The sequence below is a fragment of the Brevibacillus sp. FSL L8-0520 genome, assembly GCF_037963895.1.
In the GTDB taxonomy this organism is placed as follows: Bacteria; Bacillota; Bacilli; order Brevibacillales; family Brevibacillaceae; genus Brevibacillus; species Brevibacillus borstelensis.
Genome location: NZ_CP150171.1, coordinates 208,541 through 233,943, shown reverse-complemented (window position 1 = coordinate 233,943; position 25,403 = coordinate 208,541). Strand labels below are relative to the sequence as shown.

General features: G+C 47.3%; 38 protein-coding genes. 6 read left to right on the top strand and 32 right to left on the bottom strand.

The annotated features are described in order from the left end of the window. Positions 1-4: 4 nt before the first annotated feature. The 16 genes from NSQ24_RS01305 to NSQ24_RS01230 all read right to left on the bottom strand — a co-directional run bounded on the left by NSQ24_RS01305 (position 5) and on the right by NSQ24_RS01230 (position 8,619). Entirely contained in the window at positions 5-730 is a 726-nt protein-coding gene (locus tag NSQ24_RS01305; RefSeq protein WP_251255955.1) for a BRO family protein, read from the bottom strand. A gap of 15 nt (positions 731-745) precedes the next feature. Further along, complete coding sequence (locus tag NSQ24_RS01300) at positions 746-1,378, bottom strand: BRO family protein (RefSeq protein ID WP_122957722.1); 633 nt, start codon at positions 1,376-1,378, stop codon at positions 746-748. A gap of 11 nt (positions 1,379-1,389) precedes the next feature. Further along, positions 1,390-2,505, bottom strand: a complete 1,116-nt coding sequence (locus NSQ24_RS01295; protein ID WP_122957721.1) for a replication protein — start codon at positions 2,503-2,505, stop codon at positions 1,390-1,392. 33 nt (positions 2,506-2,538) lie between these two features. Next, positions 2,539-3,117, bottom strand: coding sequence for a DUF559 domain-containing protein (locus NSQ24_RS01290; protein WP_122957720.1), 579 nt, complete (start codon positions 3,115-3,117; stop codon positions 2,539-2,541). 162 nt (positions 3,118-3,279) lie between these two features. Further along, positions 3,280-4,164 (bottom strand): recombinase RecT, encoded by an 885-nt coding sequence (locus NSQ24_RS01285; protein WP_122957719.1) that lies wholly within the window; start codon positions 4,162-4,164, stop codon positions 3,280-3,282. Between the two features lie 14 nt (positions 4,165-4,178). After that, positions 4,179-5,123 (bottom strand): YqaJ viral recombinase family protein, encoded by a 945-nt coding sequence (locus tag NSQ24_RS01280; protein ID WP_339167041.1) that lies wholly within the window; start codon positions 5,121-5,123, stop codon positions 4,179-4,181. 334 nt (positions 5,124-5,457) lie between these two features. Beyond that, on the bottom strand, positions 5,458-5,679 hold the full coding sequence (locus tag NSQ24_RS01275; protein WP_339167039.1) for a hypothetical protein: 222 nt from the start codon (positions 5,677-5,679) through the stop codon (positions 5,458-5,460). Continuing rightward, on the bottom strand, positions 5,663-5,896 hold the full coding sequence (locus tag NSQ24_RS01270) for a hypothetical protein (protein WP_339167038.1): 234 nt from the start codon (positions 5,894-5,896) through the stop codon (positions 5,663-5,665). The genes NSQ24_RS01275 and NSQ24_RS01270 overlap by 17 nt, the downstream gene beginning before the upstream one ends. A gap of 63 nt (positions 5,897-5,959) precedes the next feature. Continuing rightward, a complete protein-coding gene (locus NSQ24_RS01265; protein WP_339167037.1) occupies positions 5,960-6,112 on the bottom strand; it encodes a hypothetical protein in 153 nt (50 codons plus the stop codon). Further along, positions 6,109-6,321: a hypothetical protein gene (locus NSQ24_RS01260; protein ID WP_339167035.1), complete on the bottom strand. Its 213-nt coding sequence runs from the start codon at positions 6,319-6,321 to the stop codon at positions 6,109-6,111. The genes NSQ24_RS01265 and NSQ24_RS01260 overlap by 4 nt, the downstream gene beginning before the upstream one ends. Further along, a complete protein-coding gene (locus tag NSQ24_RS01255; RefSeq protein WP_339167033.1) occupies positions 6,318-6,950 on the bottom strand; it encodes a helix-turn-helix transcriptional regulator in 633 nt (210 codons plus the stop codon). The genes NSQ24_RS01260 and NSQ24_RS01255 overlap by 4 nt, the downstream gene beginning before the upstream one ends. Before the next feature lie 71 nt (positions 6,951-7,021). Next, a complete protein-coding gene (locus NSQ24_RS01250) occupies positions 7,022-7,225 on the bottom strand; it encodes a hypothetical protein (protein ID WP_251255966.1) in 204 nt (67 codons plus the stop codon). A 195-nt stretch (positions 7,226-7,420) separates the two neighbouring features. Further along, complete coding sequence (locus NSQ24_RS01245; protein ID WP_339167030.1) at positions 7,421-7,558, bottom strand: hypothetical protein; 138 nt, start codon at positions 7,556-7,558, stop codon at positions 7,421-7,423. Positions 7,559-7,562: 4 nt separating this feature from the next. Continuing rightward, positions 7,563-7,736 carry a hypothetical protein gene (locus NSQ24_RS01240; RefSeq protein WP_339167028.1) on the bottom strand — a complete coding sequence of 58 codons (174 nt, stop codon included), beginning with the start codon at positions 7,734-7,736 and terminating at the stop codon, positions 7,563-7,565. A 369-nt stretch (positions 7,737-8,105) separates the two neighbouring features. Beyond that, the gene (locus NSQ24_RS01235; protein WP_339167027.1) at positions 8,106-8,351 is read right to left on the bottom strand and encodes a hypothetical protein; all 246 of its coding nucleotides are present in this window, start codon (positions 8,349-8,351) and stop codon (positions 8,106-8,108) included. A gap of 25 nt (positions 8,352-8,376) precedes the next feature. Next, positions 8,377-8,619 carry a helix-turn-helix transcriptional regulator gene (locus tag NSQ24_RS01230; protein ID WP_339167026.1) on the bottom strand — a complete coding sequence of 81 codons (243 nt, stop codon included), beginning with the start codon at positions 8,617-8,619 and terminating at the stop codon, positions 8,377-8,379. A 150-nt stretch (positions 8,620-8,769) separates the two neighbouring features. Between NSQ24_RS01230 and NSQ24_RS01225 the strand changes: the two genes are divergently transcribed. The 6 genes from NSQ24_RS01225 to NSQ24_RS01200 all read left to right on the top strand — a co-directional run bounded on the left by NSQ24_RS01225 (position 8,770) and on the right by NSQ24_RS01200 (position 13,734). Further along, positions 8,770-9,126: a helix-turn-helix transcriptional regulator gene (locus tag NSQ24_RS01225; RefSeq protein WP_339167025.1), complete on the top strand. Its 357-nt coding sequence runs from the start codon at positions 8,770-8,772 to the stop codon at positions 9,124-9,126. A gap of 119 nt (positions 9,127-9,245) precedes the next feature. Further along, positions 9,246-10,304 carry a three-Cys-motif partner protein TcmP gene (locus tag NSQ24_RS01220; protein WP_051353897.1) on the top strand — a complete coding sequence of 353 codons (1,059 nt, stop codon included), beginning with the start codon at positions 9,246-9,248 and terminating at the stop codon, positions 10,302-10,304. 55 nt (positions 10,305-10,359) lie between these two features. Then, positions 10,360-11,085 (top strand): phage Gp37/Gp68 family protein, encoded by a 726-nt coding sequence (locus tag NSQ24_RS01215; protein WP_026557488.1) that lies wholly within the window; start codon positions 10,360-10,362, stop codon positions 11,083-11,085. Between the two features lie 64 nt (positions 11,086-11,149). Continuing rightward, the gene (locus NSQ24_RS01210) at positions 11,150-11,776 is read left to right on the top strand and encodes an ImmA/IrrE family metallo-endopeptidase (RefSeq protein ID WP_339167021.1); all 627 of its coding nucleotides are present in this window, start codon (positions 11,150-11,152) and stop codon (positions 11,774-11,776) included. Continuing rightward, on the top strand, positions 11,776-12,129 hold the full coding sequence (locus NSQ24_RS01205) for a hypothetical protein (RefSeq protein WP_339167019.1): 354 nt from the start codon (positions 11,776-11,778) through the stop codon (positions 12,127-12,129). The genes NSQ24_RS01210 and NSQ24_RS01205 overlap by 1 nt, the downstream gene beginning before the upstream one ends. Before the next feature lie 33 nt (positions 12,130-12,162). Then, a complete protein-coding gene (locus tag NSQ24_RS01200) occupies positions 12,163-13,734 on the top strand; it encodes a recombinase family protein (RefSeq protein WP_339167017.1) in 1,572 nt (523 codons plus the stop codon). A gap of 173 nt (positions 13,735-13,907) precedes the next feature. Here NSQ24_RS01200 and NSQ24_RS01195 read toward each other — a convergent pair whose 3' ends face one another. The 16 genes from NSQ24_RS01195 to NSQ24_RS01120 form a co-directional block, all read right to left on the bottom strand. Beyond that, entirely contained in the window at positions 13,908-14,054 is a 147-nt protein-coding gene (locus NSQ24_RS01195; RefSeq protein WP_170208410.1) for a hypothetical protein, read from the bottom strand. Positions 14,055-14,067: 13 nt separating this feature from the next. Continuing rightward, the gene (locus NSQ24_RS01190) at positions 14,068-14,907 is read right to left on the bottom strand and encodes a hypothetical protein (RefSeq protein WP_039070442.1); all 840 of its coding nucleotides are present in this window, start codon (positions 14,905-14,907) and stop codon (positions 14,068-14,070) included. After that, positions 14,907-15,806 carry a hypothetical protein gene (locus tag NSQ24_RS01185; RefSeq protein ID WP_003390320.1) on the bottom strand — a complete coding sequence of 300 codons (900 nt, stop codon included), beginning with the start codon at positions 15,804-15,806 and terminating at the stop codon, positions 14,907-14,909. The genes NSQ24_RS01190 and NSQ24_RS01185 overlap by 1 nt, the downstream gene beginning before the upstream one ends. Beyond that, positions 15,803-17,152: an ATPase, T2SS/T4P/T4SS family gene (locus tag NSQ24_RS01180; protein WP_031933447.1), complete on the bottom strand. Its 1,350-nt coding sequence runs from the start codon at positions 17,150-17,152 to the stop codon at positions 15,803-15,805. Before NSQ24_RS01180 ends, NSQ24_RS01185 begins: the two co-directional genes overlap by 4 nt. Further along, on the bottom strand, positions 17,152-18,270 hold the full coding sequence (locus NSQ24_RS01175; protein WP_031933446.1) for a hypothetical protein: 1,119 nt from the start codon (positions 18,268-18,270) through the stop codon (positions 17,152-17,154). The genes NSQ24_RS01180 and NSQ24_RS01175 overlap by 1 nt, the downstream gene beginning before the upstream one ends. Beyond that, positions 18,267-19,058, bottom strand: a complete 792-nt coding sequence (locus tag NSQ24_RS01170; RefSeq protein ID WP_122957707.1) for an SAF domain-containing protein — start codon at positions 19,056-19,058, stop codon at positions 18,267-18,269. Before NSQ24_RS01170 ends, NSQ24_RS01175 begins: the two co-directional genes overlap by 4 nt. Before the next feature lie 15 nt (positions 19,059-19,073). Beyond that, a complete protein-coding gene (locus NSQ24_RS01165) occupies positions 19,074-19,802 on the bottom strand; it encodes a hypothetical protein (protein ID WP_227278040.1) in 729 nt (242 codons plus the stop codon). Positions 19,803-19,921: 119 nt separating this feature from the next. Beyond that, entirely contained in the window at positions 19,922-20,680 is a 759-nt protein-coding gene (locus NSQ24_RS01160; protein ID WP_024984069.1) for a hypothetical protein, read from the bottom strand. A 135-nt stretch (positions 20,681-20,815) separates the two neighbouring features. Beyond that, positions 20,816-21,094: a hypothetical protein gene (locus tag NSQ24_RS01155; protein WP_003390314.1), complete on the bottom strand. Its 279-nt coding sequence runs from the start codon at positions 21,092-21,094 to the stop codon at positions 20,816-20,818. A 108-nt stretch (positions 21,095-21,202) separates the two neighbouring features. Beyond that, entirely contained in the window at positions 21,203-21,820 is a 618-nt protein-coding gene (locus tag NSQ24_RS01150) for a hypothetical protein (RefSeq protein WP_003390313.1), read from the bottom strand. A gap of 97 nt (positions 21,821-21,917) precedes the next feature. Continuing rightward, positions 21,918-22,442 carry a hypothetical protein gene (locus NSQ24_RS01145; RefSeq protein WP_339167015.1) on the bottom strand — a complete coding sequence of 175 codons (525 nt, stop codon included), beginning with the start codon at positions 22,440-22,442 and terminating at the stop codon, positions 21,918-21,920. Continuing rightward, the gene (locus NSQ24_RS01140; protein WP_003390311.1) at positions 22,439-22,861 is read right to left on the bottom strand and encodes a TadE/TadG family type IV pilus assembly protein; all 423 of its coding nucleotides are present in this window, start codon (positions 22,859-22,861) and stop codon (positions 22,439-22,441) included. The genes NSQ24_RS01145 and NSQ24_RS01140 overlap by 4 nt, the downstream gene beginning before the upstream one ends. Before the next feature lie 3 nt (positions 22,862-22,864). Next, complete coding sequence (locus NSQ24_RS01135; RefSeq protein ID WP_003390309.1) at positions 22,865-23,344, bottom strand: A24 family peptidase; 480 nt, start codon at positions 23,342-23,344, stop codon at positions 22,865-22,867. After that, on the bottom strand, positions 23,341-23,517 hold the full coding sequence (locus NSQ24_RS01130; protein WP_003390307.1) for a hypothetical protein: 177 nt from the start codon (positions 23,515-23,517) through the stop codon (positions 23,341-23,343). The genes NSQ24_RS01135 and NSQ24_RS01130 overlap by 4 nt, the downstream gene beginning before the upstream one ends. A 66-nt stretch (positions 23,518-23,583) precedes the next feature. Then, positions 23,584-24,492: a type II secretion system F family protein gene (locus NSQ24_RS01125; RefSeq protein WP_339167013.1), complete on the bottom strand. Its 909-nt coding sequence runs from the start codon at positions 24,490-24,492 to the stop codon at positions 23,584-23,586. A gap of 4 nt (positions 24,493-24,496) precedes the next feature. After that, complete coding sequence (locus NSQ24_RS01120; protein ID WP_243014859.1) at positions 24,497-25,396, bottom strand: type II secretion system F family protein; 900 nt, start codon at positions 25,394-25,396, stop codon at positions 24,497-24,499. Positions 25,397-25,403: the final 7 nt, after the last annotated feature.

Here is a 25,403-nt window from a genome sequence, read left to right as displayed (position 1 = left end):
CCTCCTATGCTGTCCGTCGTGGCATCCACGCATCTACGTAGCGTAGTACTTGTTGCAGTTCCGTCCTACGTACATCCCGGTAACTTGCCACTGCCCACCGATCCTTGATTTCCCGATGCAGTTGACGGAATAGTTCACGGCGTCGCTGCTGATCGCTCTCGATCTCATACACTCGACGAGCAACTGCCTTTTGAAGCGCTCGCTGTTCACCGTGATCGATGGTGATCTGCTCATCCACTTTTTGCTCAAGCTCAATGATTTTTTGGCTATGTGTTTGTGCGATCGTTTTGACTTCCTCAACCTCTTCAGCCAGCTCCGCGGTCAACTTGAGTGATTGAATCAACGCCTGGCGTTCGCTGAGGGGGACGACTTTGTTTTGATCGACAGCGTATGCCCCAGTCTTACGAATAGCAGGGATAACATCGTCAAAAATCCATCTTTCAAAACGCTCTGCCTTTTCTTTGATCTCGGTATTTCTGCTTTGATCCGCAGCTTTTACTATAAGCCTGTATATATCGCCTTCCGGAATCGCTTTTACTTCCTGCTCCCCGCCATCTGTAAGGACACGGTAAGTTACCGCCCCCTTGCAGTGAGTAGTAACTGCTTCATATGGCCTTGCATATCCAAGCGACTTTGCAACGTCATTGCCGACAGCATGAGGTTTGCCATTTATTTCGATCATTCTGATTTGGCCGAACTCAGAGTTATCAAAGATCCGAAGTTGTTTCATTGTTTCATCCCACCTTTATCCGATTTTCAGTTCAATGAATGATATGTTAGTAGGCAGTTCCACAGTGAGCCGACCAGCAACTGCTAGTCCCCGTTGCGCATCATAAGCTTTCATGTAGCGCATTAGCTGCCTTAGAGCCTTATTGTCAAAGGCATCCAATTTGACCTCAACTGGTATGACTTCATCTCCCAACTTAACAAATGAATCTGGCCAATGCTTTTTTAACCTCGGAACGCTAACGATCTCTGCCTCTGGTGATATGAGTTCCTTGACGCGCGATTTAAACAGATCCTGCAGAGCAAATTCATTTGTGGAAATATCAGAAATCCATGTGAGATGAGTGGCCATCGCTCCGTAAAGATTATTGAAAGTAGTTATGTTTTTTGGTCCCTTCCAAGAGTGGTACATTGTTGATGCAAGCTTCATGCATTCCCAAGCTTTTTTCTTGTTCTCCCTGGAATATTCGCTGATGATTTCTCCCGCAAGAGACAAAATGTCAAAAACATGGACATATAACTTGTCATCAAAACTTTTGCTGATCTCCAGAACCTCGCACACATCGCGCGCCACAAACCATGGTTCTCCATCCTTCACGACAACCCGTACCTGCTTTTCTTGAAAACTGAAAACGTTTTGAAGTGCTTGCATGATCGCTCCTCCTATCGGGCTTGTTTTTGTTTTTGGCGAAGTTGCTCAAGCATGGCCTTTAACTCGGGATAATCTTCGATCGTCTTAGGTTCTTCGGGGCCCATATGCTGCTGTACGCTTTGTTGCTCAAGCTGCCATTGAACGGACGCTGGAAGCTTGTCCACCATTGGTACGACATTGTTTCGTCTCTGTCTTGGCTGAGGATGACTACGAACAGGCATTGCTTGCGCGTCTTTTCCATTCCCGATCGCTCTGCTTCGTTCTAGCTTTTTCCATGCAAATGTTAGGCAATAGTTGATCGACGTTATCTTGTCATTTGGATACCGTGGCTGATACTGTTCAAAAGCTTCGTCTATAGCAGCGAGGAGCATGTCCACTGTTCCTCCGCTGAGAAGGAACGAATGGATATTTTTGGGTTCCTCGCCTTTCAAGTAGTACATGCGCCCTGTTTTCGCGATCATCTTTTCTTCCACACGCCTAAATGCCAATTCCATTTCATTCAGTTCAGGCTCTTCTTCCGAAACGGTGTCATTAATGCCGATCTCGGTATGTATCTCGTTCGTAGAAGAAGATATTTTAAAAGATTTATTTAAAAGACTTTCTTTAGACCCCTCTTTACTCTTAGAGCCACAAGAGTTTGAAGAGTTATCCCCATCATATTTTTCATTGTCACTTGTCATATTTTTTGTTGTTTCCGACAATGATTCGTTGTTCGCATCAATGTTTTGTAGTAGCGTCGACAACAAAACATTGGTGACTTCAATGTTTTGTAAGCTGTTGTTAACCAGCTTTTTCATGTGTTCCGATGATGTTTTTTTCTTGCGTGCTATCGTCCAATCGTCAAAATGTTTGTTGAACATGATGATTCGATGTTCTGGAAACCACTTAATAACTCGGTTCCTTTCCAGATACTGCAGCTCTTCGCTCACTACATTTCGATACACGCCAACAGCCTCAAAATCTGCGTATCCGTCATACATCCATGCTTTTTTACCGCACCCCCAACTCAACCTCAGCACCAAGTCAATGATGCTTCGCTGACGCTTTGAGAAGTCTCGCATGGCGATCTCTTCGAAGAGTGAGTGTGCTAATCTAAGGTGTGCGTCTGTGGGTTGTGGACTAACCATTTTGCAAAAACGCCTCCTCCCGTTGAACTTTCATCACCAATTGTTATCCGGATATATCTTTTGGAGATAAGCGATTTCTTCGTCATGGATGCCTGTTATTTTCTCCACAATCTTGAGTGCATCATAAGCACACTTCGATGGTCGATCCCAAATCTCCGAACCAGTAAAACGAAGCACCCGGTATTCCATGGATTGCAAGTCTCTATCTCGTTGCTTATCTCTTGCCGCTTGTTCTTTCGTCTTTTCGTGGAAATTATGACCATCACATTCAATAGCAAAGCTGTGCTTTTTCCCCTTAAACGAGCAATCTAAAGCAATGTCTATTCGATATTTTTTCTTTCCTCGTTCTACCGTTCTTTGTGGCTCGATGGTTATTAGAGGGAAGTTATCCCACTGTTTGTATTCCTGCTCACGCGCCTGAAAATAGTGCCTTAACCACATAAGCAGGATTGACTCGATCGGAGATTCGCACTTCGATATTTCCATCACGTGTAGGTATGCAGCGTCAGTCAGTATTACCTCTAATTCCTCGCGGACTTTGTCATCCAATTTCGAGAGTAGATTTAGAGCCATCTCCTTGTATCGCTCAATATCAAAACGGTTATGACTCATCCATCCCCCTCCTCTCCGCCAAAACTCTGTAATGTTTGATCTTGATTGGTTCCCATCCCGGGTAGTACCGCAGCATGTAAGCTGCGGCAAATCGCTTTAGCGTTTCTGGATCGTTTAGCGTGCGGTACAGATCCGGGAGGAGAAACCATTGAGTCCGTTCGTTCATCTCGATCCAAACAATGAGTCGATCTCAGCAGGATCAAATTCTGTCGATTCTTGATGATCTTCTCGGCTTTCTTCTGATGGTTCATTTGTTTCAGAATCTGGCCCCGATTCGTCGTCGATAACTTGGAAATCCGTATCGATCACGACGGAATTCGTTTCAGCGGCCATATTCTCTTGTGGCTCGGATTCTTCGGTATATGCTTGCTGCATCTCTATGGAGAGAATGCCCCACTTGGAAAGCATGTTGCGGATGACGGTCTTTTTAGCCATCGCGTCGTAATCGTTTTTCCAACCGAAATCACTCTTGGAAAACTTCTTTCGGTGGGCTTCAATCTGTTCTTTTGTCCAATACACCGTCTTGCGAAATCCGTTGATAAGCTCGAAATATCCGGCGTAACCGATTATTGATTCCGACTTTTTCTTTTCAAAGTCGATTACCAGTTCTTCCGTCAGCGGATTCCACTTTTGCAACTCGCCCTCATGAACCTCAATTACGTTGATCGCTTTGTATTTTGCGGTTCGTAATGCCAGTTGGATGTATCCTTTGTAGCCCAACTGAAACTGTGCGATCTGCCTACCGGACTTGTCTTTGTACGGGACCACCCAGGCGTAGCCAAGGTTTTTGTCAATAGGTAAGTCCAACGTTGCGGCTACCATTGCCGATGAAATAACGCTCATCGGCTCGCATTTTTGAAGGTAACCATCAGACGCATAAAGATTCACAATACTACTCATGAACTGCGGCGCCCGTTTGTCCATGATTTCTTCAAAGCGCTTCTTGATGCTCGGAGAATCCAGGAACGATTTGATCGTGGCTGCAGGTGACGGTTGTTTCGTTGTGCTGCCCTGCAGTTGGGTTTTCAGACTTGCGTTTGTTGCCATGCACTCTATCCTCCTTATGCAGTTGGCTTTATGCCGAACCGGCGCGATACGGATGGTTTGAGATACTGCCGATATATTTCTGGTTGCTCTTTCGCTAGTCGTTTGCTGTCGACTCGCTCTGATGTTACGGTTCTCCATGTCACGACGTGCGTTCTGGAAACACCGACTTCATTCTCACCCAGCAAAGCCTTGAGCCTGTTTTCTAACTCGGTGACTCGTTCCTCCGCTGTCTTCAGGTTGGCCTTCGCCACTTCCCACTCGGTGATTAGAAGTTCGGCATCAGAGGGCAAATGTATTTCACTACCGGCCACCGCGACCGGGTACATCTTTTTCAGCAGCTCTGTCGATGCTTCCGTACCGTCTACCATCGGGGGAACCTGAGGCACCACGTGGTTGTTCCAGAAGTCTGATTCCAGACCGATCAGGAACTGGATGATCTCCTCGTCTCGTTCGATCTTTTTGTAAACAAACTTGTTGCCGCCAATCAGGACGGCGATCCACCAGGCATCGTACCCGGTTACCGCCATATAGTGCTGGCATTGAAGTAGATAAGGAGCAGGTATCTCTTCTCCTTCCCATTCGCTCTTTAGGTATTCACTGGCCGTTTTGCACTCCAGGCCGACACGCTCTCCGACAATCAGCCGGTCAACGTTTGCCAGCATAAAGGGATAGTCAGGATGCTGGAGGATGGCATTTCGCCGCTTTACTTTCAAACCTGTACGCCTACTGAACTCTTGGGCAACCACGTCCTCCAGGATCGTACCGAAATGAGCTGCTTCACTTTGAGCCTCTTCGAGTGGAGCTTGTCCCGTCTTTTCGAGATAAACTGCCACTGGTGACTTCCATTTGCTCAGTCCGGCGATTGCAGCAGCGTCGCTACCGCCAATTCCCTTCCGGCGGAACTGGAGCCATTGTTCGCGGCCCATTTCCTTTGTCGAGGTAACTGCTAAAGCCATCAAAATCACTCCCTATTGATTTGTGAGGGCTGATAAGCTACGATTGAAGTAGATTCCCAATCGTGATTTATCAACCAAAGATCCCGTTGCCGCGGGGTCTTTTCTTTTACCGAGACGATCTCTCCCATTCCTCCTTCCTTTAGTCACGAGGCTGCCAGCAGGCCTTCCCACATCTGCCGGCCGTTGCAACCCTCTGTTGCTCCACGATCTTTTGCCTCGTTATGTATGTAGCGACGTGCCGAACAACCGTGGTCTGCCACGCCGCCACCATTGCTGGAGGTTCGATCCTCCGTGCAAAACCAGCAGTACTGATCCTGCACGCAGGGCCGAAGCCCTGTTACCTCAACAAGCGTTTTGCCTGCTCTCGTACTTCCTCGTGGAAATCTTCTGGCGTCATCGTTGCCCGTAAATCAACCAAATACTCCAGTTCTTCGATTACATCCCGAACGGTCCACTCCAGGTTGTCATCGTCTATATCAAATACCAGAGGTTTCTGCAGCTTTTGTCTGGTTGGCTCAGTTTGCTCGACGTACTCGGGGAAGTCAGGCAGTTGCGGCATGTCGTGTCGCCTCCTGCAGCGCAGCCAGTTCCCTGGTACGCCACTCGATCTCGTGAGACAGCTCGCGTTTATGGACATCCAATTCCTCGCGTTGTCGTTTAAGCCGGACGTATTCAGCATCAACTCTACGCCAATCGTCATCTGCTTCGCGGCGCTCGCGTTCCAGGTTGTTAAGTTCACGCTGTAGATCAGCTATCTGAGAAGAAAGAAGTTTCATATGCTTGTCCTCCTTAAAGCCGTGTGATAACCTATCTGTAGGTGATTTTTTTAAGCGTCTACTTTAGGCGCTTTTTTCTTTTTGTCTGATCTCGTCTGTGATCCGGCGAGTGATCTGCTTGTATACTTCGTGAGCCACCAAGTCGCCGGCCGTTTTGGCAACCATCATCATCCTCTGGTAAAAGTGCAACTGCATTCGAAGCGTTTGTTCTCTCATGCTGTTACCTCCCTCCCCCTACCTAAAATCAGCTTCATCCATGACTCCTCACGCTGCCGTTTGATTTCCATTACCTTTTGTGCTGTTATCCGCTTCTTCCGAGCATCTAGTACCATCCCTTGCTGCTCGCTTCGTTTGGCAGTATCCAGTAGAGCATCGATAATGTGGATCAGCTGTTCCTCGTCCAGACATCCCAGACAATCTGTCATAGCAACGTCCCTCCCATCATCAGAGCCTCTTGTCTCTCTCGGCGAATTAACTCACGCGGATCACTGACGACAATTTCCAACGCCTTCGCTTCTGCAAGCCAGTTGTGTTGATGTACAACCGGGTCGATCCCGTATCGCTCGTCCATCAAGATATGTACATCGTCACCAGCCTGAAAAAGATCCTCGATTTGCTTCCCAAGATGTTGCAGTGTTCGTTCGTCGTCAGATGTGACTGCCTGCCATGGACGCCGCGTTCGTTCCCACTCAATCACTACCTCTGCTTCCTGGATTACATCCCGACACTGTTTGATCAGATTGTTGAGTGAGACCGTCAAACTGCCCATCAATCGAGGATCAGTTGGCGGTGGAGCGTCTCCGTAGAGGTGTTTGATCATCCTGATAGCGTAGTGATTGCCGCAGGCTTGTACAAAATCCTCGGCATCCTCCCTCATCGGGGTGGCTCGTCCGTTTATGACATCTGAAACCCATCTGGCCGATCGTCCGATCTTCTTTCCAAGTGTTTCGTACGTCAGGTGTTCGCCTGTACGCTGATGCTTGAACGCATACTCGCATATATCACTTATCCGTGATCGTGAGTATAAAGAGACTTGCGTGCTACTGTTCCCCATGTGTTCCCCTCTTCTCTATTTGGTTATCAAGGTATGATTGGTACATGCTCATCTTCCAGACTCTCCCTCGGTCACGACGGGGAGTTTTCTTTTACATGAACACGAAGTTGGTTAAAAATCGCGTTATCCTGCATCAACACGCTTCGCATAAGCTGATCGGTCTGCCCCTTTAGTTCGGGTGCAATCTTAGTCACTTCATGGCAGTAGTTGACCAAGGCTTGCTTCAGTTCATCAGCAGCTTGTACATAGTCCGGATGACGACTGATCGACATCATGTGTCACCTCGCTTTCGCTCACACAACTGCATGCAGCGTCGAGTCCTGGCAGTGACCCTACCTTGACCTTGTTCTCCTTACCCGGCAGAACTGGTGGTATGTATTACGGCGCGGCTCCCTGCTTTTGCAGATCAATCGCTCGCTCCCGCTCTTCGGCGCTCTATGCAGTTGTGTGACATGGATATTAAAGCGGTATTACAGCATCACCAGCAGGAACGTGTAACGACCGTTTCGCTTCTCGATGTCGTACAACGTCCATCCCTTCTGGAGTAGGTCGTTTGCTTCTTTTGCACTGTTGGTTTCGTGAAGACCGTTGATTTCTGAGTAGTCCACTGGATCAACTCCCTTCTATATCAGGCTGGATACGGTATATGTCCGCGATGATCGGAGCCAACTTCCGGGTCATTTCTTCCCGGGGGACTAACTTCACATAAACCCGGATATTGGCTGGATCAGAACGACCGATGTGGAACGTGTAGTCCTGTTCCTTGTGAGCCAGGTTGCTTCTCAATGGTCATCTTCCTTTCAGGGTTGTAGGATTTTCTACCTTATCTACCGAATCTGTTTGTCGGAAGAACGTGAACTTTGGCGAGTGGCGTTCTTCAGAAGATAGAAAAGGAAGGTGGTGAATTTATGTTTGATACAATTAAACCCATCCGAGTTAGCGACTATAAACTTGCTGATCGTCAGTACGAGATTCTCATGGAGTCCATTCGGGAGTTTGAGTCTGACCTAGACGAAAAGCACGAAGTTGGAGTTAGACTCGCATCGTTTGGGCAATCGATCCTCATGCATGTAACCGGAATAGGTTACAGCAATCCTTCCCTGATTCATTTTTATGGACAGGTAAATGGAAAGGATGCAGAACTAATCCAGCATGTTAATCAGTTGAACTTTCTTTTAATGGCAGTTCCTGTTGAAGACGGGCGCTCTCCGCGTCGCATAGGTTTCTCAGTAGATCATGATGAAGACGAAGATGAGGCATAATCACTTCTTCGATGTATCGAATAATCTGTGATTGCTGAGGATCCACCACCGTGCGAATTTGCAATTGAGGTGGCTGTACCTTGTGTGCAGCCAACTCCTCCTGCACAATTTCGCGGATGCGTTGCTCAGTCAGTTCCATAGGTTCACCTCCTTTCATCGTCCTTTCAGGCTGTCTGTGGTTCGTCATCCACATCCGAATGATACGTTTCGTCGCAATCATTCTCAAAAAAATTTAGATCTGGTTTGACTTTAAGAGCCTTTGCGATCTCCTTCATTTGTTCGATACTCGGGTTGTGTCTCCCGCGCTCAATGTGAGCGTAGTTAGCTCTTGTCATTCCTGCACGTTTCGCAACATCTTCTTGCGTAAGTTTCAAAGCTTTGCGACGCATAAGCATCTGTGTTCGCATCTACATCACCTCTCTTGCGACGTTTTGTATCACTGTTAACCTAATCATACGATACACATCGTAGCAAGTCAATAGAATGCGATACATTTTGTTGCAAATATTTTTATGATACATTTTGTAGAGTAGAATGGTTCATAGGTGGTGATAACATTGGCGTACGGAGAACGCATTTCTGAACTTAGAACCAAAATGAAACTTACCCAAGATGATCTCGCAAAGCGTCTTGGTATTACCCGTGCAGCCCTATCCCACTATGAAAAAGATAGGCGAGAACCGGATTATGAAACTCTTGAAAGAATCGCCGATTTTTTCGATGTGCAAGTCGATTACCTTCTCGGGCGGACGAATGATCCCTCCCCTTCCGTTAAAAAGGAAAAGCCCGTGAACCGAGCTTTCCTGGAACTTCCAGAGGATGTAAGTGAGGAAGAGAAGGAGTTTCTCCAGGCTCAGTTGGATCTGCAGTTGGAGATTTTCAGGAAGTTGAAAGAGAAAAACAGTAAACAATGACACCACGACACAACATCACGACACACTTTGTAGTGGTGTTTTTGTTTTTTCTAAGGTTTTAGAATAATCACAAAATTGTCACTAAACTATAGCCTTTTAGCATAAATGGAGGGAATTTCATGACATGGGAAATGCCAGCACATACACGTGCTAAGCACGTAATCTTAAGAAATTATTTGAATGCTTGGTTTCCGATCATGGCTTTTACAAACCCGAGAATTGTATATATCGATGGTTTTGCTGGTCCGGGACGTTACACAGGCGGTGAAGATGGTTCACCCATAATGGCCTTAAATATCGCCAATGATATTTACAACACGCATAAAGCGAAACTACAGAACAAAGAATTCGTATTTTTGTTTACAGAGGCCAGTAAGTCCAATTACGAATCTTTGATTGAAGAAATTGATGACCTAACGCTTCCGAATAATTTTAAAGTTATGGTTGAACATGGTGAGTTCGCTGATGTATTAAGTGATGGATTGGACAAACTTGGCAAAAATAGTCTGGCTCCCACATTTGCATTTATTGATCCTTTCGGAACAAAAGGAGTACCATTTGACTTGGTAAAAAGAATCATGTCGTATAAAAGTTGTGAAGTATTCTTTAATCACATGTATTCTGGAGTTGTTCGTTCAGTACATACAACTGACCATACTGAACTCTATGGTACAGATGAGTGGAAGGAATTTGTAGATCTCACTGGGCCTGACAAACATGAAGCTTTTACTGGCTTGTATGCTAATCAGCTTAATACTGAAGCGAAAGTTAAATATGTAAGAACTTTTGATATCAGAAACACAAGAAATGCAACTATATTTGATCTTATTTACGCCACTAACAATGAGATAGGGTTAGATAAAATGAAGACCGCCATGTGGAAAGCTGATCCGCAAGGAAACTTCACCTTTAGGGATACAACCAACAAAGGGCAAATGGTCCTTTTTGAAGATGAACCGGATTTATCTCCACTTCGACGTGAACTTCTTGAGAATTTTGCAGGAAAAACTGTAAGTATAGAGACCATTGAACAATTTGTTATCACCGAAACTGCTTACTTAACTTCGCACATCCGACGAAAAACCCTGACTCCTCTCGAAAAAGAAGGTATAATTTCTGTAAATCGTACAGGTAAATCAGGATTCCCGTCAGGAACAAAAATCTCGTTCCCATCATGATGTAGAACGAATGTTCCCTGTGTGGTATAATGGTAACCGAAGGAGGGATGTTCAAATGGCCACCAACTCAACAATTGAGTGGACAGAGGCAACATGGAATCCCGTAACTGGATGCACTAAAATTTCCGAAGGTTGCCGTCACTGCTACGCCGCAGCTATGGCAAAAAGATTAGTCGCTATGAATAATCCTCGTTATAAGAACGGGTTTAACGTGACGTTACACCATGATCTGATAGAGCTGCCTCTTAAATGGAAAAAGCCTAAACGGATCTTTGTAAACTCAATGTCTGACCTGTTCCATAAGGATGTGCCTGATGATTTTATCCTTCAGGTATTTGAAACAATGGAAAAGGCATCTTGGCATACGTTCCAGATACTTACGAAAAGATCTGATCGTCTTGCTGAACTGGCTCCTCACCTCCCTTGGCCTAAAAATGTTTGGCAAGGCGTAAGTGTGGAAAACGAAAGCGTATCATTCCGTATCGAGGACTTAAGAAAAGTTCCGTCGCATGTTCGTTTTTTATCACTAGAACCTCTTCTGGGTCCGTTAGATCATCTTGACCTGACAGACATTCATTGGGTTATCGTGGGCGGTGAATCCGGTGCAGGAGCTCGGCCAATGCAAGAAGAATGGGTAAGAAGTATAAGAAACCAATGTGACGAGCAAAAAGTTGCTTTCTTCTTTAAGCAATGGGGCGGGGTTCAAAAACACAGAACCGGACGTTTGCTAGATAATAGGACATATGATGAATATCCAGACGAGATATTGATGGTTAGATAAGCCCATAAAGGGCTTTTCTATTGCACATCTTTTCGAACGTATGTTTGTATATATGGAGGTATTTATGTTCGAATTTTACCAAACCACCCCACTTGAGCAATGGATCCAAACTCGATACAAGTCAATTGGAATCCAATCTCCTGCCGACCTCGTTATGGACGTGATTGCGCATTCTTTTGGTATTGATCTGTTTTACTTACCAAACGCCAAAGAAGAAGCGATTTGGAATGACGACAATGCTGCAATTTTCCTTAATCCAAACAAATCAATCGAGGAAATTCGAGAAGTCTTTTTTCATGAATTATGCCATCCGCTACGCCATGCTGGTGATCAGTTGATGCTTCCACGGATCTTCCGTGAACTTCAGGAGACGCAGGCTAATCAATTCCAACTATACGCAGCTATGCCCTTTTTCATGGTAAAGGAGATAAAACTTCCGCTCTATAAGAATGAGGCGGTAGGCATGCTGGCCCAGCAGTTCAAGGTTACACCCCCTTTCGCCAAACGCAGATTGGAGCAAATCGAAAGGCGCATATATGAAGCTAAGTCCCGTCAAGAGTTTGTCCAGCAGATGCAAAGTCAGTACAGTAAGGCAGATCCGGCAAACTGGACAGATGAAACCAGGCGAATCCTCCAACAGCTTAATCGACAGTTAATTTCAAAAGGACAGAAAGGAATCGTGATTCCGTAATGGCTGAAATAAAAGTTTATTATGATTATCATGAAGGAAAACTGGTACCGTTGTGGTTTGTGTTTAAATTTAAGCCAGGGGTAATTGACTGGAATAAAAACCGGATCAATTTCCGGGTAGACGCCCCTTTCCAGCGCATGAATGCCGAAGACTTTGATCAATCAGCCCGAGGTGTTTCCATCATCGATTCTGATCTCACACTTGATGCGCTTAAACCGGGTTATTTTGGAGTTGACCTTCAAGCTGTTCGAAAACGGGTTGAAAAGCAAGGGTTTGAGGTTGATGAATTGGAACAGTTTGTTATCCAAGTGTCCGACATTGAAGAGTTAATGCAGATGAACCCATGGCGTTAGTTTGGGAAACCAATCAAAGAAAGGAAAATCAACATGCCCTACTATCCGCAAAATCTCCAAGACGTTGCCATCTACCTCCGGAAGTCCCGGGAAGACATCCAGGCAGAGCGTGAAGCGAGAAAGCGAGGTGAATCATACGATACGTTGGCTCGCCACCGCCGCGAGCTTCTGGACATCGCACACCGAAACAACTACACGATCGTGGACATTCTGGAAGAAGTAAAAAGTGGCGAGCGGATTGACGGACGGCCGCAGATGATGAAATTGCTGGAAAACATGCACAAAGGGATGTACAAGGCTGTACTGTGCATCGATACCTCACGCCTCAGCCGCGGTGGATTGAAAGATCAAGGAGAGATCATCGAAACATTCCAGGTGACAGAGACCATGCTCGTTACCGCTTATGAAGGCCTTATCGATCTGGAAACCGAGGAAGGAGAAAGCAGTCTTGAAATGCGCGGGTTTGTGAACCGACAAGTGCTGAAATACACCAAGAAAAACCTGCATGCCGGCCGGATTCGATCCGTAAAAGAGGGTCGTTATGTTTTCACCCGCCCTCCATATGGCTATGACATCGAGCCAAAAACACTGCGCTTGGTGCCAAACGATAACTTTCGGATCGTAAAAATGATCAAGGAGTGGTACTTGGAAGAGAATCTGAACCTTGGGACAGGAACAATCGCATCGAGATTGAATGGAATGCACATCCCTTCTCCTTCCGGTGATATATGGACTCACCATTCCGTTATCACGATACTAAAGAACATCCACTATACTGGATACCTCGCCATCGGCAAGAAGAAACGCCGAAAGTATTTTGATCATGAAAGTGGTCGTCAGCGCGAGAAAGCACGAAAGGTTCCGGCAGATCAGTGGCAGCTAAGCCGTAATCAGGCCCACCAGGAGGCTTGGACGCTGGAGGAACGAGAGAGGATCTTGGCAAAAATGAATGCAAACCTGCCAATCAAACAATCATACGAACTGCAAAACCCACTTGCAGGACTCATAAAGTGCGGTCATTGTGGACGAATGATGCGGAGGAAAACCAACGCCAGAACGCCAGCGCTTGTTTCCTGTGTGTGCAAAAAGAACTCTTCTACATACCTTCACATCGTAGAGGAAAAAGTGCTGCAAGAGCTTAAACACTGGCTCGAAAATTACACAGTTACGATACAGGAAATTCAGAGTAGCTTACCAAGCCGCGACGAAACGGGTACATCGGCAATACAAGAAATGATCAGGCAAAAAGATAACCGGCTTTCTCAGCTGGAGAAGCAAAATGCCCGTACCCATGAGTTACTGGAAATCGGCGAATACGACTTGGAAACCTATCGCGAGCGTAAGAAGGCGATATTGGAGGAGATGAACCGTGTTCGGGAGGAAATCGCAGCTGCTCACGAGGAACTGGGAAGGGTTAATCAGGTACGCGAAGCAAGGCAGGAGATCATACCAACGGTAGTGCATGTTCTGGAGACTTATAACAGGGCCAGCGTAAAGCAAAAAAACAACTTGCTGAAACAGATTTTGGAGGAAATTGTATACACAAAAGAGAAACAAAAAGAAGTCAGATTGACTCTCTACATCAAAATTCCCGAGCTTGTATAGGTATCATGTAAGCTCGTATCCGTAGGAGCTCACTCCGATCCCCAGAACCATCACGCATGCAAGAAAGATAAAAAACATTTTTGACATAACAGACACTCTCCTTGTTTATTTTTGTTTGAAGCAATCAAAATTTTGGCCATACCTAACACATCTGTTTTTTAATCGCATTTCACTTACGGAATAGCTTGATCAATCCAGTTGACCGCTCGATCGCGCAAACCGCCATCGCTGACTATTGACTCGTTAACCGACGACATGCTTGCTACGATGATTCCCAGTGTGAAAACAATACACATCAGAATCGAAAACAACTTGCTCATACCTATCCCTTCCTCAAGTCAGGTATTTGTCCAAAATTTCCGTAAGCAGCTTATACCAGGGAAACATAGCTACGAGTAATCCCATATAAAATGCCGGATAAACAATGACACTGTAGCCGATCCCCAGTGATTTGATTTTCTTTCGATGCCGAAACATCCGTCGATGATCGACAGCCCACTCCAATCGCTGCATGGTCAGGGCAACCTGACTTTCACTCAAGTTTTCAACAGTTCTCATACTGGACACCAGAATAACCGCATCTTCAACTCCCAGTTTTCGCTTGAATGTTTCCAAAGCTTCATCAGGATCCTTGTTCCATTCGGAAAGACTAGGAACATATTCCTTTAACAGACGGGTCGGCCGTGCCGCCTTTAGCATGGCACTGTATACGGGGACCTGATTCTCCAACAAATTGACGTATCTGTTGATAAAACGGGCAATATCGGTACTCAGCACCTCCTCCCGGTACCCGGCCCACACTTTCAATCCGATATACGGCAGCATAAAGCTGAGGGTAGAAGCGATCAGCAGCGTCCATAGTGGAAACGACTGCGAGCGGCTAAACATTGCAGCGAACAGAATCAATAAGCAGACAGTTGTTCCACTGACCAACTGGGAGAACACCCACTCAGGCTTGCCCCATCCAAACGGCCGTCCGGCGCGTTCGAGAAGCTTCTCCCATGCTTGATCTTCAGTTGCGTTCACCGTTTTTGTCCAAATATCTCTCCAGGGAACGGAGACAAACAGCTTGGGACGTTGAAGGCCAATCAAGCACCTCCCTATAAACAGACAACCAATAAAGACAAAGACTGCACCCAAGGTCAAAGTGACATACATGTAAACCTGTGGCATTAGCGATACCTCCTTCCCCAGATGAATGCCAGCAGGATGGAGATGGACCAGACGGTAACTGCCAGCGATAAAATCGCTTGTCCATCATTGGTAAAGAAGTATAGTCTGTAAGAATCTTTAAGCAGACTCTGATTGTAAGGAATCAAACAAATACAAATGATGATCACCACAATCAAACTAATCCAGATCGCATGAATTTCGCTGTTTCTTTCCTCTTTTTCGTCCTGTTGTATAAACATTTCATTCGTAAGCCGGTTTAACGCGGTTTGAATATCTTCGGTTTCTCCCTCCAGTCCGCTTGCCACATAGGTTGCGAAATCAGAGGCCCACGGATGGTCCAACCGTTCCGCAAACTGATTCAAAGCAAGGACAGGATCTCCCCCATCCGACAGCTTATTGGTCAACAGCAAAAGGTCCGGCAATAAGTCTTTCGGGCATTCCTCAACCATATCCCGAAAAGAGAGAATAATGTTTTTTCTGCTGCTGTAATAGCGAGAGAACAGGTCGACAAAGCGACAAAATGACATGATTTTTCGGTTGATAAGTACGGTATAACGGGCGTACAGCAAAAGAGTTGGAAGCAATAACAGCAAAACAAACAGCGAGAGTGAGACGACGATATTTCCAAGGAGGATGCCGGAAGCAAAGCCCGCCGCAGACCCAACCACGGAAAGAATCAGGTATACTTCTGGAACTCCCCCTGCCACCTGACACCATCGTTCGTACTGGTTGTATATGAATTGATTGGTTTTTCGCTGAAGCATTTTTTCCCGCCACGCTGCTACCGTTTTGGAAAAAAACACGGGGGGCGCGGACCATTTCTGATACAGATACAAGCCTAGCAAGTAAAACCCGATCAAAAGGCAAACAAACATGGGGATGAACAAAAATAGCTTCATATCAACCTTCCCATATCCGTCAGGCGCAGCTCTTTCAGGGTGTCCAAATCGGCCCTTCCTACATAGCACATGTATTCGACCAGGTGCCCATCGAGCTGCTTCCCTGTCCATTCGTACTCTCCGCTAATCCTGTTGCGATATACGAGCGGTACGGACTCGACTCGATTCATCAGATCATTCCATTCCGTCACGTGAATGGCATCAATAAAGCGATGTCCGTTGTTTCGATAAGTGAGCGAATTCACGAAATTGACGGCACGGCTGATCCTCTCCTGAGTCAGTTCGACACTTCGCCCGCCGTACTGATAAACCAGATCGGTCAAATCGTTTAGGGCTTTATGGGGAAACCGTTCATGCATCGCAGCGATCGTAGCGTCTGTTCCTCGCACTCCTGCATTGATAAAGTGATAGGCCTCGATCGGCTCCCTGATTTCTCCAATCAGGATCGTATTGGCGGTAGAACGATACATATCCTTAAAGGAATTCGCAAGTTCGATACCGATTTCTTCAACATTTTGCAGCTCAATGACTTCCCCGCTCCACACGTCTCCAAATCTCATTTCATGTTCGCTTTCAAAAATCGTAATGTACTCGGTTCGCGGGTCCTTTAGTTTGAGCATGCACAGCATTAAGGTCGTCTTTCCGGCTGCCATAGGACCAATGACCAACACATTTCCCCGGCCGTGCACTTGCTGCTCGATCAACAGTTGTACCTTTTCATCAAAGGTTGGCATCTCCTGTTTGCGGAGATCATCCAGCGAAAAGGCAAGAGTCGCAAAACGCCGTACAATGATGACAGGGACTCGGGAATACGGGAAGGTAAACATGGTCAGCCGCGCTTTTAAAGACTCCAGGTAACCACTAAGGCGCGGCTTCTTTTCATGGAAAGAAAGGCCTGCCGTATTAGTCAGCTTCTGTTGAAGCGTCTCTACCTCTTGCCATGTGGGCATATAGTTTAACGTCTTTTTCACTCCCTGCTCAATATAGGCAACCTGGCGGCCCGCAGAAACCCTCACTTCCTCTACCCACGGAGAGAGATGTAGTGTTGCGTCGATGATTCCCCACCCATATGTCGAGAAAGCAAGCCCTTCATAAGCATTGACATGAGGAAGAATTTCTTCTTTGACAGGGCGTTTCAGCACTTCTTCAAAGTAGTGTTGCAGACGAAGGATAATATGACTGTGGCTGTCACGGTCGCCTTTTTCCGCTAACGTTAAAATTCGCTGCATTTCAACCTTTTCTTCACGTGTAGAGCCAAAGTGGTTTAAATAATCGCGTGCCGCCTGTTTGATATCTTCGATGGTCTTTATCTCCGATGGATTCCATTGTCTGACCGCCTTATTCATCAACACACGACCGCTCCTCTTACCATTTTTTCAGTTTCCATAATGGCTTGCAGGCTCATGACATAAGGCTTGGGAGGAAGAAATTCCTCTACCAACACACTATGGGTTCGGTGTGACTGCCGCAGACGATCATCGGAAATGCGTGGAACCACTCCGTATACAGAAATACCTTCACCGATACGATGATTCTGCCCCTTATCGATATGGCTAAGCATGACCTGATACTCTACCCCGCGCTTCTCCCAGCTTTTTATCCATTCTTTTGCTCCCTCGATGCTAAACGGGTCCGATCGGACAAACAGCAAATTGCGATCGGCGGTGTAAATCAATCTCTGCATCGCATCTGTCTCGGGAAAGCTGTAGCCCCAGTCAATGTAGATGTAGTCAAACTGCTCCCGCAGCGATGCCATCAAATTGGATATCTCCATGCTTCTCCAATTGCTTGTGGCGTTTGCATAAAACAGGTTGGGCAGTTGGTTGCTTTGTTTGCAAATTTTTCGCCATGTTCGCAAACAAGCTGTACGCAAATCCAACAGGTCCGGTCTGAACTGGCTTAGTTGATGTTGCTGCAGCTTGAAAAACCGGGTCAAATCCTGCTTGTGAACATTCATATCAAGAACGAGAATCTGTTTATCAGGGTTTTGCTTCGCCAATAAAATCGGGTAGTTGATGCAAAAGGTCGTTACCCCTGCACCTCCGTGACTCATCAAAGCGTATATCATGCCCCGGCCTTCATATGGGCCAGCCGTATCGTCTTCATCGTCCAGGCTCAGGATTTGTCCAATCCCCTTTCGTATCTCATCCTGGGTCAGATTGGCGGAAAGTATGTAAACACCGCTCAGATCAGCCTTCTGTACCACTTCCTTAATCAAGCTTTCATTGTGGTAAAGTGGTACGACAACAATCGGTGTTTGAGGATCCAACGTACTCCTTGCCAAGGGCAGCCACTCCCAGACAGGTGTCTCAAACATCTCGGCAAACAGTACCGCTGCTTCTGGTTGATACAGTTTAGCCAAACGATAAAAATCGGCAGAAGACTCTGATACCAGGACCTGGCAACCCATGGGCATATACGTGTGAACAAGAGATTTTACCGGATAGCAGACGATCGTCTTCATGATGTTATCTCCACCTCCTGATTCGATAATTGACCAATCTGGACGATCCCGTATAAAAACGCCTCACTAATCGCGGTAAATTGTTGATCGGTCAGATTCAAACCGATAAAGGATGCAAGCGCAGTCGGCTGTGAACGGTAATCTTGGTAACGCTTTTCACCGTTTAGCAACGGTTTCTCTCGTGACCCATTAAAGACCGCATCCATATGGTCGGGAGATGGAAGGGGATTGGGCCTGATCGTATAAATTTCTGTACCATTGCTGTCTCTCACCGTTGCCAGCTGGGTCGTGAACAGTAAATCCGCAGTTCCATTGCTTTTCCTGAAATGACTTGGTTCAGGCAAATGTTCCAATTCGGAAGGTGGTTTATACGTGACCCATACCTTCACATAGTCGCCTTTTCTCAATTCTGTGACGGGATTAAAAAAAGTGAGAGGAAATTCATAGCGGGCCATTCCTTTTTCCGGGAGAAGCTGATTGTCCGTCAGCTTGCTCTGTAAAATCTGTTCACCCGAAAAGATCGTTTGCGTGCTGCGTTTTCCAAGGACACTCTCCAAGTCCCTGATTGCATCGGGCAGTATGTTGTCGATTCCCTCCTGAACCAATACGAGATCAGCTCTGGTTATCGGTTCGTACGGGGCAATTACCTTGCCTGGGGCTACCTTTACCACCGGGGCAAACAATCGCTTGAGAGCAATTGCATCAATATATCGAGTAGCCGCATAAAAGCAAGAGCCAGCCAGTATAAAAGAAATGATGCTAATAATGATTAACGTCTGTTTTTTCATAGCCCTCTTCCTTCGCTAATGTAAAAGTGAGGCAAAACCGCTCTCCTCTTCTGGAAACTGCTCTAGCAGCAGCATAGCCTTCGAGTGGGCTGCAAAGGTTTTATCACCATCAAAAAGCGGGATTACTGTATGGACTTGAGCAGAATTGCCCTCGTTCCAAAGAGACAGGGTTCCAGCCACTTTTTTCATAATGGCTGTGCGATTCCACTTTTCATTCCATTTATTCGCAACCATCCTGATCTTGCTTTGATTGCCTTGCCACCAGCTCGGAGCTTTTTCCGTCAAAATCATCCGGGTGAGCCGTGCTATATCAGAGTCAAATACGACCCAAATCTCATCAAGCATCGTCAGCAATCGCTCAATCTGATGATTTTTCCAAGATGAGGATATATCGATCAGGACAGTGGAGCTCTCCTTGCTCAAGCGAAATAGCCAATCAACAGCATCGCTGCAGGAATCCTTGTTTTTCAGCGGGGTATCAACATGGATGCGAAGACAATCATTTTGCATGTAGAGAGTGGAGGACAAGTCTTCTTGTGCAGCTTGATGTGCCCTCCGTTCAAAGTCGAGAGCAAAATACAGGTAGGAGCTTGTGCCAGGCAGTTCGCAAAGAGTAACAGCCGATCCGCTGCCTGCCATAGCAAAGGCGACATTGCCAGCCAAAAAACTGGCGCCAGCTTGAGGATACAAGCTCAAAACTGCAATGCATCGGCGATCCTGTCTACGCGTCTCTTCGATTGCCACGCTCGTCAGTTTCTCCTTCAGCTCTTCAAGGCGTCGCTCTTCTTCCGTGGTACGGATCAAATCTCTTTGCTCCAGTTCGCGAAACTTGCTGACAAATCGGTTTACTTGCTGAAACATCATTAGCCTGCCTGCGTGTCATTTTCGTTTTGTTTTGCTCGCAGGTATTCTTTGAATTTTTCTACCATCTCTTTCATCGTGAGATTTTTACGATGGTAGTAGTATATTTTCCGCAGCCTTTCTCGTTCCTGAAAGGTGAGATTTTGCTTGATCTGGCCGACCATTTCTTGCAATTGGGCCAGCTCGGCATTGTTTGGTCTGCCTCTTCGTGGAGGTTTGGCAAACAGCTGCTGCTGTTTTTTGCAAAACGCATGGGGCTGCTCCACCAGCCACATATCTACCAATGATTCAATATCCGCCAATGAACGTATTCCCAGCCGGAGCAGGTATTTAAAGTAGGCGGGGAGGTTTCGCTCACCGAGCTGTCCAGATCTCCAGCGGCGATAATAACCAGTCGGGGAGGTTAACATTTTCGTTACATCACGAACGAGGATATTGCGATCACCGGATTGATAATGTACGATCGTATCCTTTACCAAAGTGAAAAGGAGATCATGGTAATCGGCCTGCTGTTCATTTTTGCCGTGCTCGTACGTGTACCACTCTTCGACGGCCCGGTCAAAGTCTTTTCGGCAATTCGTGAGATTGATGCTGTCCAAATGTTTGTAAAAGTACTCCAGTCCATAGCGGGAAACAATCTCATCTTGATAGGGACCGAAGACAAACAGGATAAATCTTTCTTTTAATTCCTCTACTGACATTAGGCAATTCGTTTGTTCGTAGCAGCGATTAACCAGTTCTCTTGCGTTTTTCACTGTCACTTCAAATTACCCCCAATTATTACATATTTATACATTAGTAGACATTTTGCTACATATTTCACCATACGTCAAACCATTTTTGCTTCAATGATAGGGGCCCGCCTTGGACGCATCCGTACAAGGCGAGCTTGCGGGTTACTCTACGAAAAAGTAGAGCTCTTCCCCGGTTGCGAGCAGAAGAGCAATTCTTCCCCCGCGCTCAATGACAGTCGGAGCACTCTCCATAACCACGATCCCGTCATTGAGGACAATCCTTTCTCCGAATCGGTTTACGGACTCGATCCGAAAGGTTCCCTGAGGCATGCGGTCCACTGACAGATGCCTGCCGGGTTTGTGCTTTTGGTAACGCACGCGACGTCCCAAAAGCACATCCACTCCTGTAGAGCGGTCTTGGTGAGCTTCAACTGTTGCCAATTGCAACTCCTCCTTTTCTCACCAATTTTTTACGGCCGTTTCATACGCTTATAAGCTCATGAAACTATCCTTACCGTAAAAAAAGACAGCGTATGGATGCAAATAAATTTATCCATCTTCCCACAGGCGGGGATCGGCAAGCTCCGGGTACATGTCCGTAATCATGTCAAACGGGGAAAAGTACAGCGTATCTACAAGAATCTTGAGCTTGTATTTCCGCAAATAGTGGTAAGCCTGCTCCGTTTTTCCAAATATTCGCGGCAATTCGCGCAAGTCTTTAATGTTCATCAGTTTGTTGCACATATAGTCAAAACAAATTTTTGCCCTCTCCTCCCCCTTTACGCTTTGAAAGTACAGCGGGGGGAAATGGCGCCGAATGCCCGCAAGAACCTCCTCGTAAACCCATAGTATTTTTTGCTCCTCCGACGGCTTCGGAAGATACGGGTAGGCGTATTCCACGAGGTAGTAGACATCCTGAGCCTTCGCTTCAATAGGAGGTTCAACATATTCCCGAATCAAATGGAGCTTTAGTTCCTTTACATCTTTTATGCTCATCTCACGACGTGCCTGTTCCGGCGTCCACATTTTTACTTGCTCTATCGCATATCGAATGACTAGCTGAACTTTTTGTTTGCGATACTGCATATCCTCAAATTCGTACGGCGAAAAGCGCTTTTGTGCTCCACTCAGGATGCGCTTGTACCGCTCGACGATTGTTGACGGCACGGCTCACTCACTCCCACACTTTTGTAATTTGGAATTTGAATCCAAATTACCATGAAAAGGTAGGACAAAAATAACAGAGTTTACAATATCGACCAATCTAAAAGTCATACATTCCGGATTGCGACACCCTTCGGAATGTCACATCCGACTCTCCCCACAGATGATGCAGCTTCTGTCTGGCCTCTATTTTTACATGGTAGATTCCTTGTCCATACAAGCTTTTCCGTTCGCCCTTCTGATGCACCACGGTCACTGACTCCGCCTGCCGCTCCACTGCCGGGCGATTCAACTCCCATAGCAGTCCGGCCTCTTCGCGAGCTCCCCGGACAATATCGGCCTCGTACCGTTTGGCCTCGCTGCTAGTCGCGACCAGTATTTTCTTCGTTTCCCCGTCCGCATCCTGGTACTCCCATGCTCCCGCCGCTCGCGCTCCTTTTGACACAATGTCAGCCGTCTGCTGGACGCGCATGCTCGCCAGGCTCGCCTGGCCTTGTATGAGCATGATCGACAATAATCCTCCCATGCAGATGAGAAAAAAGAGCGCGGTAACCGTCATTGTCCCGCGCTCCTCAGCCAGCTGCTGTATCATCCAATTTTTCTTTTCCTCGCCCTTTCTCCTCATTGGCTGCCACCCTTCTCCGCATTTTCAATCATCAGATGATAGCTCTCTTTCAATTCAAAAGGCTTTCCGGTAGCGAGCAGATGAAACTTCATTGTCGCCTCAGCTTCAAAATGATTCCCTTTCTTCCATCCCCCTTGCACATAGAGGCGAACGCGGCTATCCGTCATACCGATCCCCTGCTTCAGCTCCGCTTGGCCCATCTCTGCCGCGTGATAGTTGGCTAAGCCGAAATTCGGCTGGACGGCAGCGATTCTTCCCGCCTCATAGGCTGCAGCCAAAACCTTTTGCCGGTTGTACAGGATGGAAAATTGATCAAATGAAAAGATAAACACAAACCAGAGCAGGGGTAGTGCAAGGATGAGCTCCAATATTTGCGTCCCTCGCTCATTGCGGATCAAGCCGAACCAATTTCTTTTCATTTGCTACCTCCACAAGTGCTGCACCAGATACGCACCCAAAAGGGGCACGGCATAGGGAAAGGACAGGGCTGCTTCTTTATTTCGGGGAAGCCAGATTTTCCGATGTGCGACCCAGCCTGCAAAGATTGCATGCATATTTCTGCCTAAACGCCTCCAGGTTCCAGGGAGAAAAACAACCACCGCCAGACAAACCCAGAGCGAGTGTAAAAAAAGCGGGTACACTCCCGACCAGCCCACCCAAGCCCCTACCGCCATCAGCAGCTTTTGGTCGCCCATCCCCATGCCGCGCAAAACAACCGGGACCACCGTCAGCAAAAAGGCTCCCGCAACTCCTGCAACGGCTGTCCACCCCATCCCCGCCTGCCATTGATAAACAAGGCCGGCAGCCAAGGCCGGAAACGTTACCGTATTTGGAATCTTGCGGCATTTCCAATCAAAGTATGCGGCGATACCCAGAAGCAAAAAGATTACAGCTTCCGTCATTTGCTGAGTTGGGTCTCCAGTTCCTGAATCCTCGCTTCCTCTACGCTGCCCAGATTTTGCAGTGTCGGAATCAGGACGATCAGAATAATGGCGATGATAATCACCATCTCCACAATCGTCACACCGTCTTCCTCCTTTGCAAACCGACGGATGTAATCAGTGATCAAGGTCATGGCAATCACTCCTTTTCAATTTGTACTTTTACTTTGTCAAAAGACAGAGCCCTCGGCAAAAAAACTTTACAAGCGTTCCCCGATTCCGATAAAAATAGGGCCCATGACCAGAAACAGCAACGGAACCCCCATCAGAACGATCACGAACGGAAGCAGACGCACATTAAGCCGATTCATGTGATCGGATGCCTCGTCCTCCTGCTGGCGGACCTGCTCCTCCACCTGCGCCGCGATCATCTTGGCGATGCTGACGCCCTTGCTCATCGCCTCATTTATTTCCATCGAGATCGCCGACAGGGTATCTACCTCCCAACGAAAAGCCAATTCCTCCAGCGCTTTTCTCCAGGTCCCGTAGCGTCTTTCCTCCACTTCCAGCCGCGCCAACTCCCTTCCCAGTCTTCCGTCAAAACGGCGTGCCGTCTGCTTTACGGCTGCCTGGATCGGCATGCCCGCCTCGACCAGAGACTGTACAATGCCAAAAAAAATCGGAACCTGCTCGCGAATCTCAGCCTTGGCCCGTTTGTCTGCCACGTCCAGCAGCATCGTCGGCAGCAGAAACAATAAAACCGCGATGATCAGCGGCAAATAAGCCGTAGTATTCAATGACTGACCCCCTGTGTACGCAATCGCCAGTTGGATCGCGACCGCCAGCATCACGATTCCGCCAACCGCCTTTGCCAACGCGACCTCTGCCAAGGAATAGCGCGAATTCAGCCGGAAGAGGATATCGGCTGTATGGGTACGGTTGATTCCGGTCCACTTGCAGACAAGCTCCAATAAATCATCATGCTGCTCCAGATAGCGGGCCAGCTTCCAGGGGGAGATCGTCTTGCCGAATGCACTCTCCAGATGTGAGTGACGTTCCTGCTCAATCCGTCCCAAAAGAGTCGGGACACCCTCCTCCCTTCTTTCCAAGCAAGCGGGCAATCCCCAGAACAATACCGCGATCCCGGCCAGCGCTCCCAGCCACCACATGGCTTCACCCTCCTCTATGAATGCCTTTATGGGCAAGGTGGCGTACGACCTCTCCGCCCATCAGTATCGACCCGAGGGACGCCAATATCAAAAATCTCCCGGAAAGGGTGGCTGTCAGCGGGTCAAAATGACTTGGGTTGTTCACGTACAAAGCGATGATAAACACGAACGGCATCACACTGAGCAGATTCACCTGGGCCGTAATTTGCGCCATGGCGGCTCGCTGTCTTCGCAGCGCCTGCTTCCTTCGGAGTATAGTCGATGAAGCTAGATCAAGCGTTTTGGCCATGTCCCCGCCCATCTCTCGCTGGATGTAGACGATCGTCGCCAGGTAGCGGACATCTGCTGAACCTGTTCGCTCGTAGAACATGTTCATGACTCGCTCCAGCGGCACTTGAGCACGCAACAGCTCCACGATTCTGCTGTATTCCGTCGTTACGGACTTGTCCAAATAGAGACTCGCTGCCACCTGCTCAAATGCATGCAGATAAGAAGGCGATGTCCGCAGAGAACTGGCCATCAAACGAATCGCCTTTACGTTGTCCACCTCAAATCTCTCTTTTCTCCTTGCCCCCAGAATGCTGACGATCCGCTCTACGAAAAGAACACCGGCGAATAAAGCGGGCAGCGCCAGAATCCATGACTGCAGGAGCTTTTGTGTCACGCCAAAGGAAACAAGTCCCAGCACAAACGCAAGTCCAACGTAGTGATTGACGCCTAATCCGGAGCCAGATTGCTGCAGCCTGACGCCAAGCCTGTCCCAGATCGTCTGTCGGTCCCGCCGAAGTTGGTGGACAATCTCGTGCTCGTCCTGATGCTCCCGGTAAATAAAAGAGCGCGGCACAGCCACAAGCACAATTCCCGCTCCCAGCCCTGCCGCAACCAATGCACTCTCCAATGCCACGCGCAAC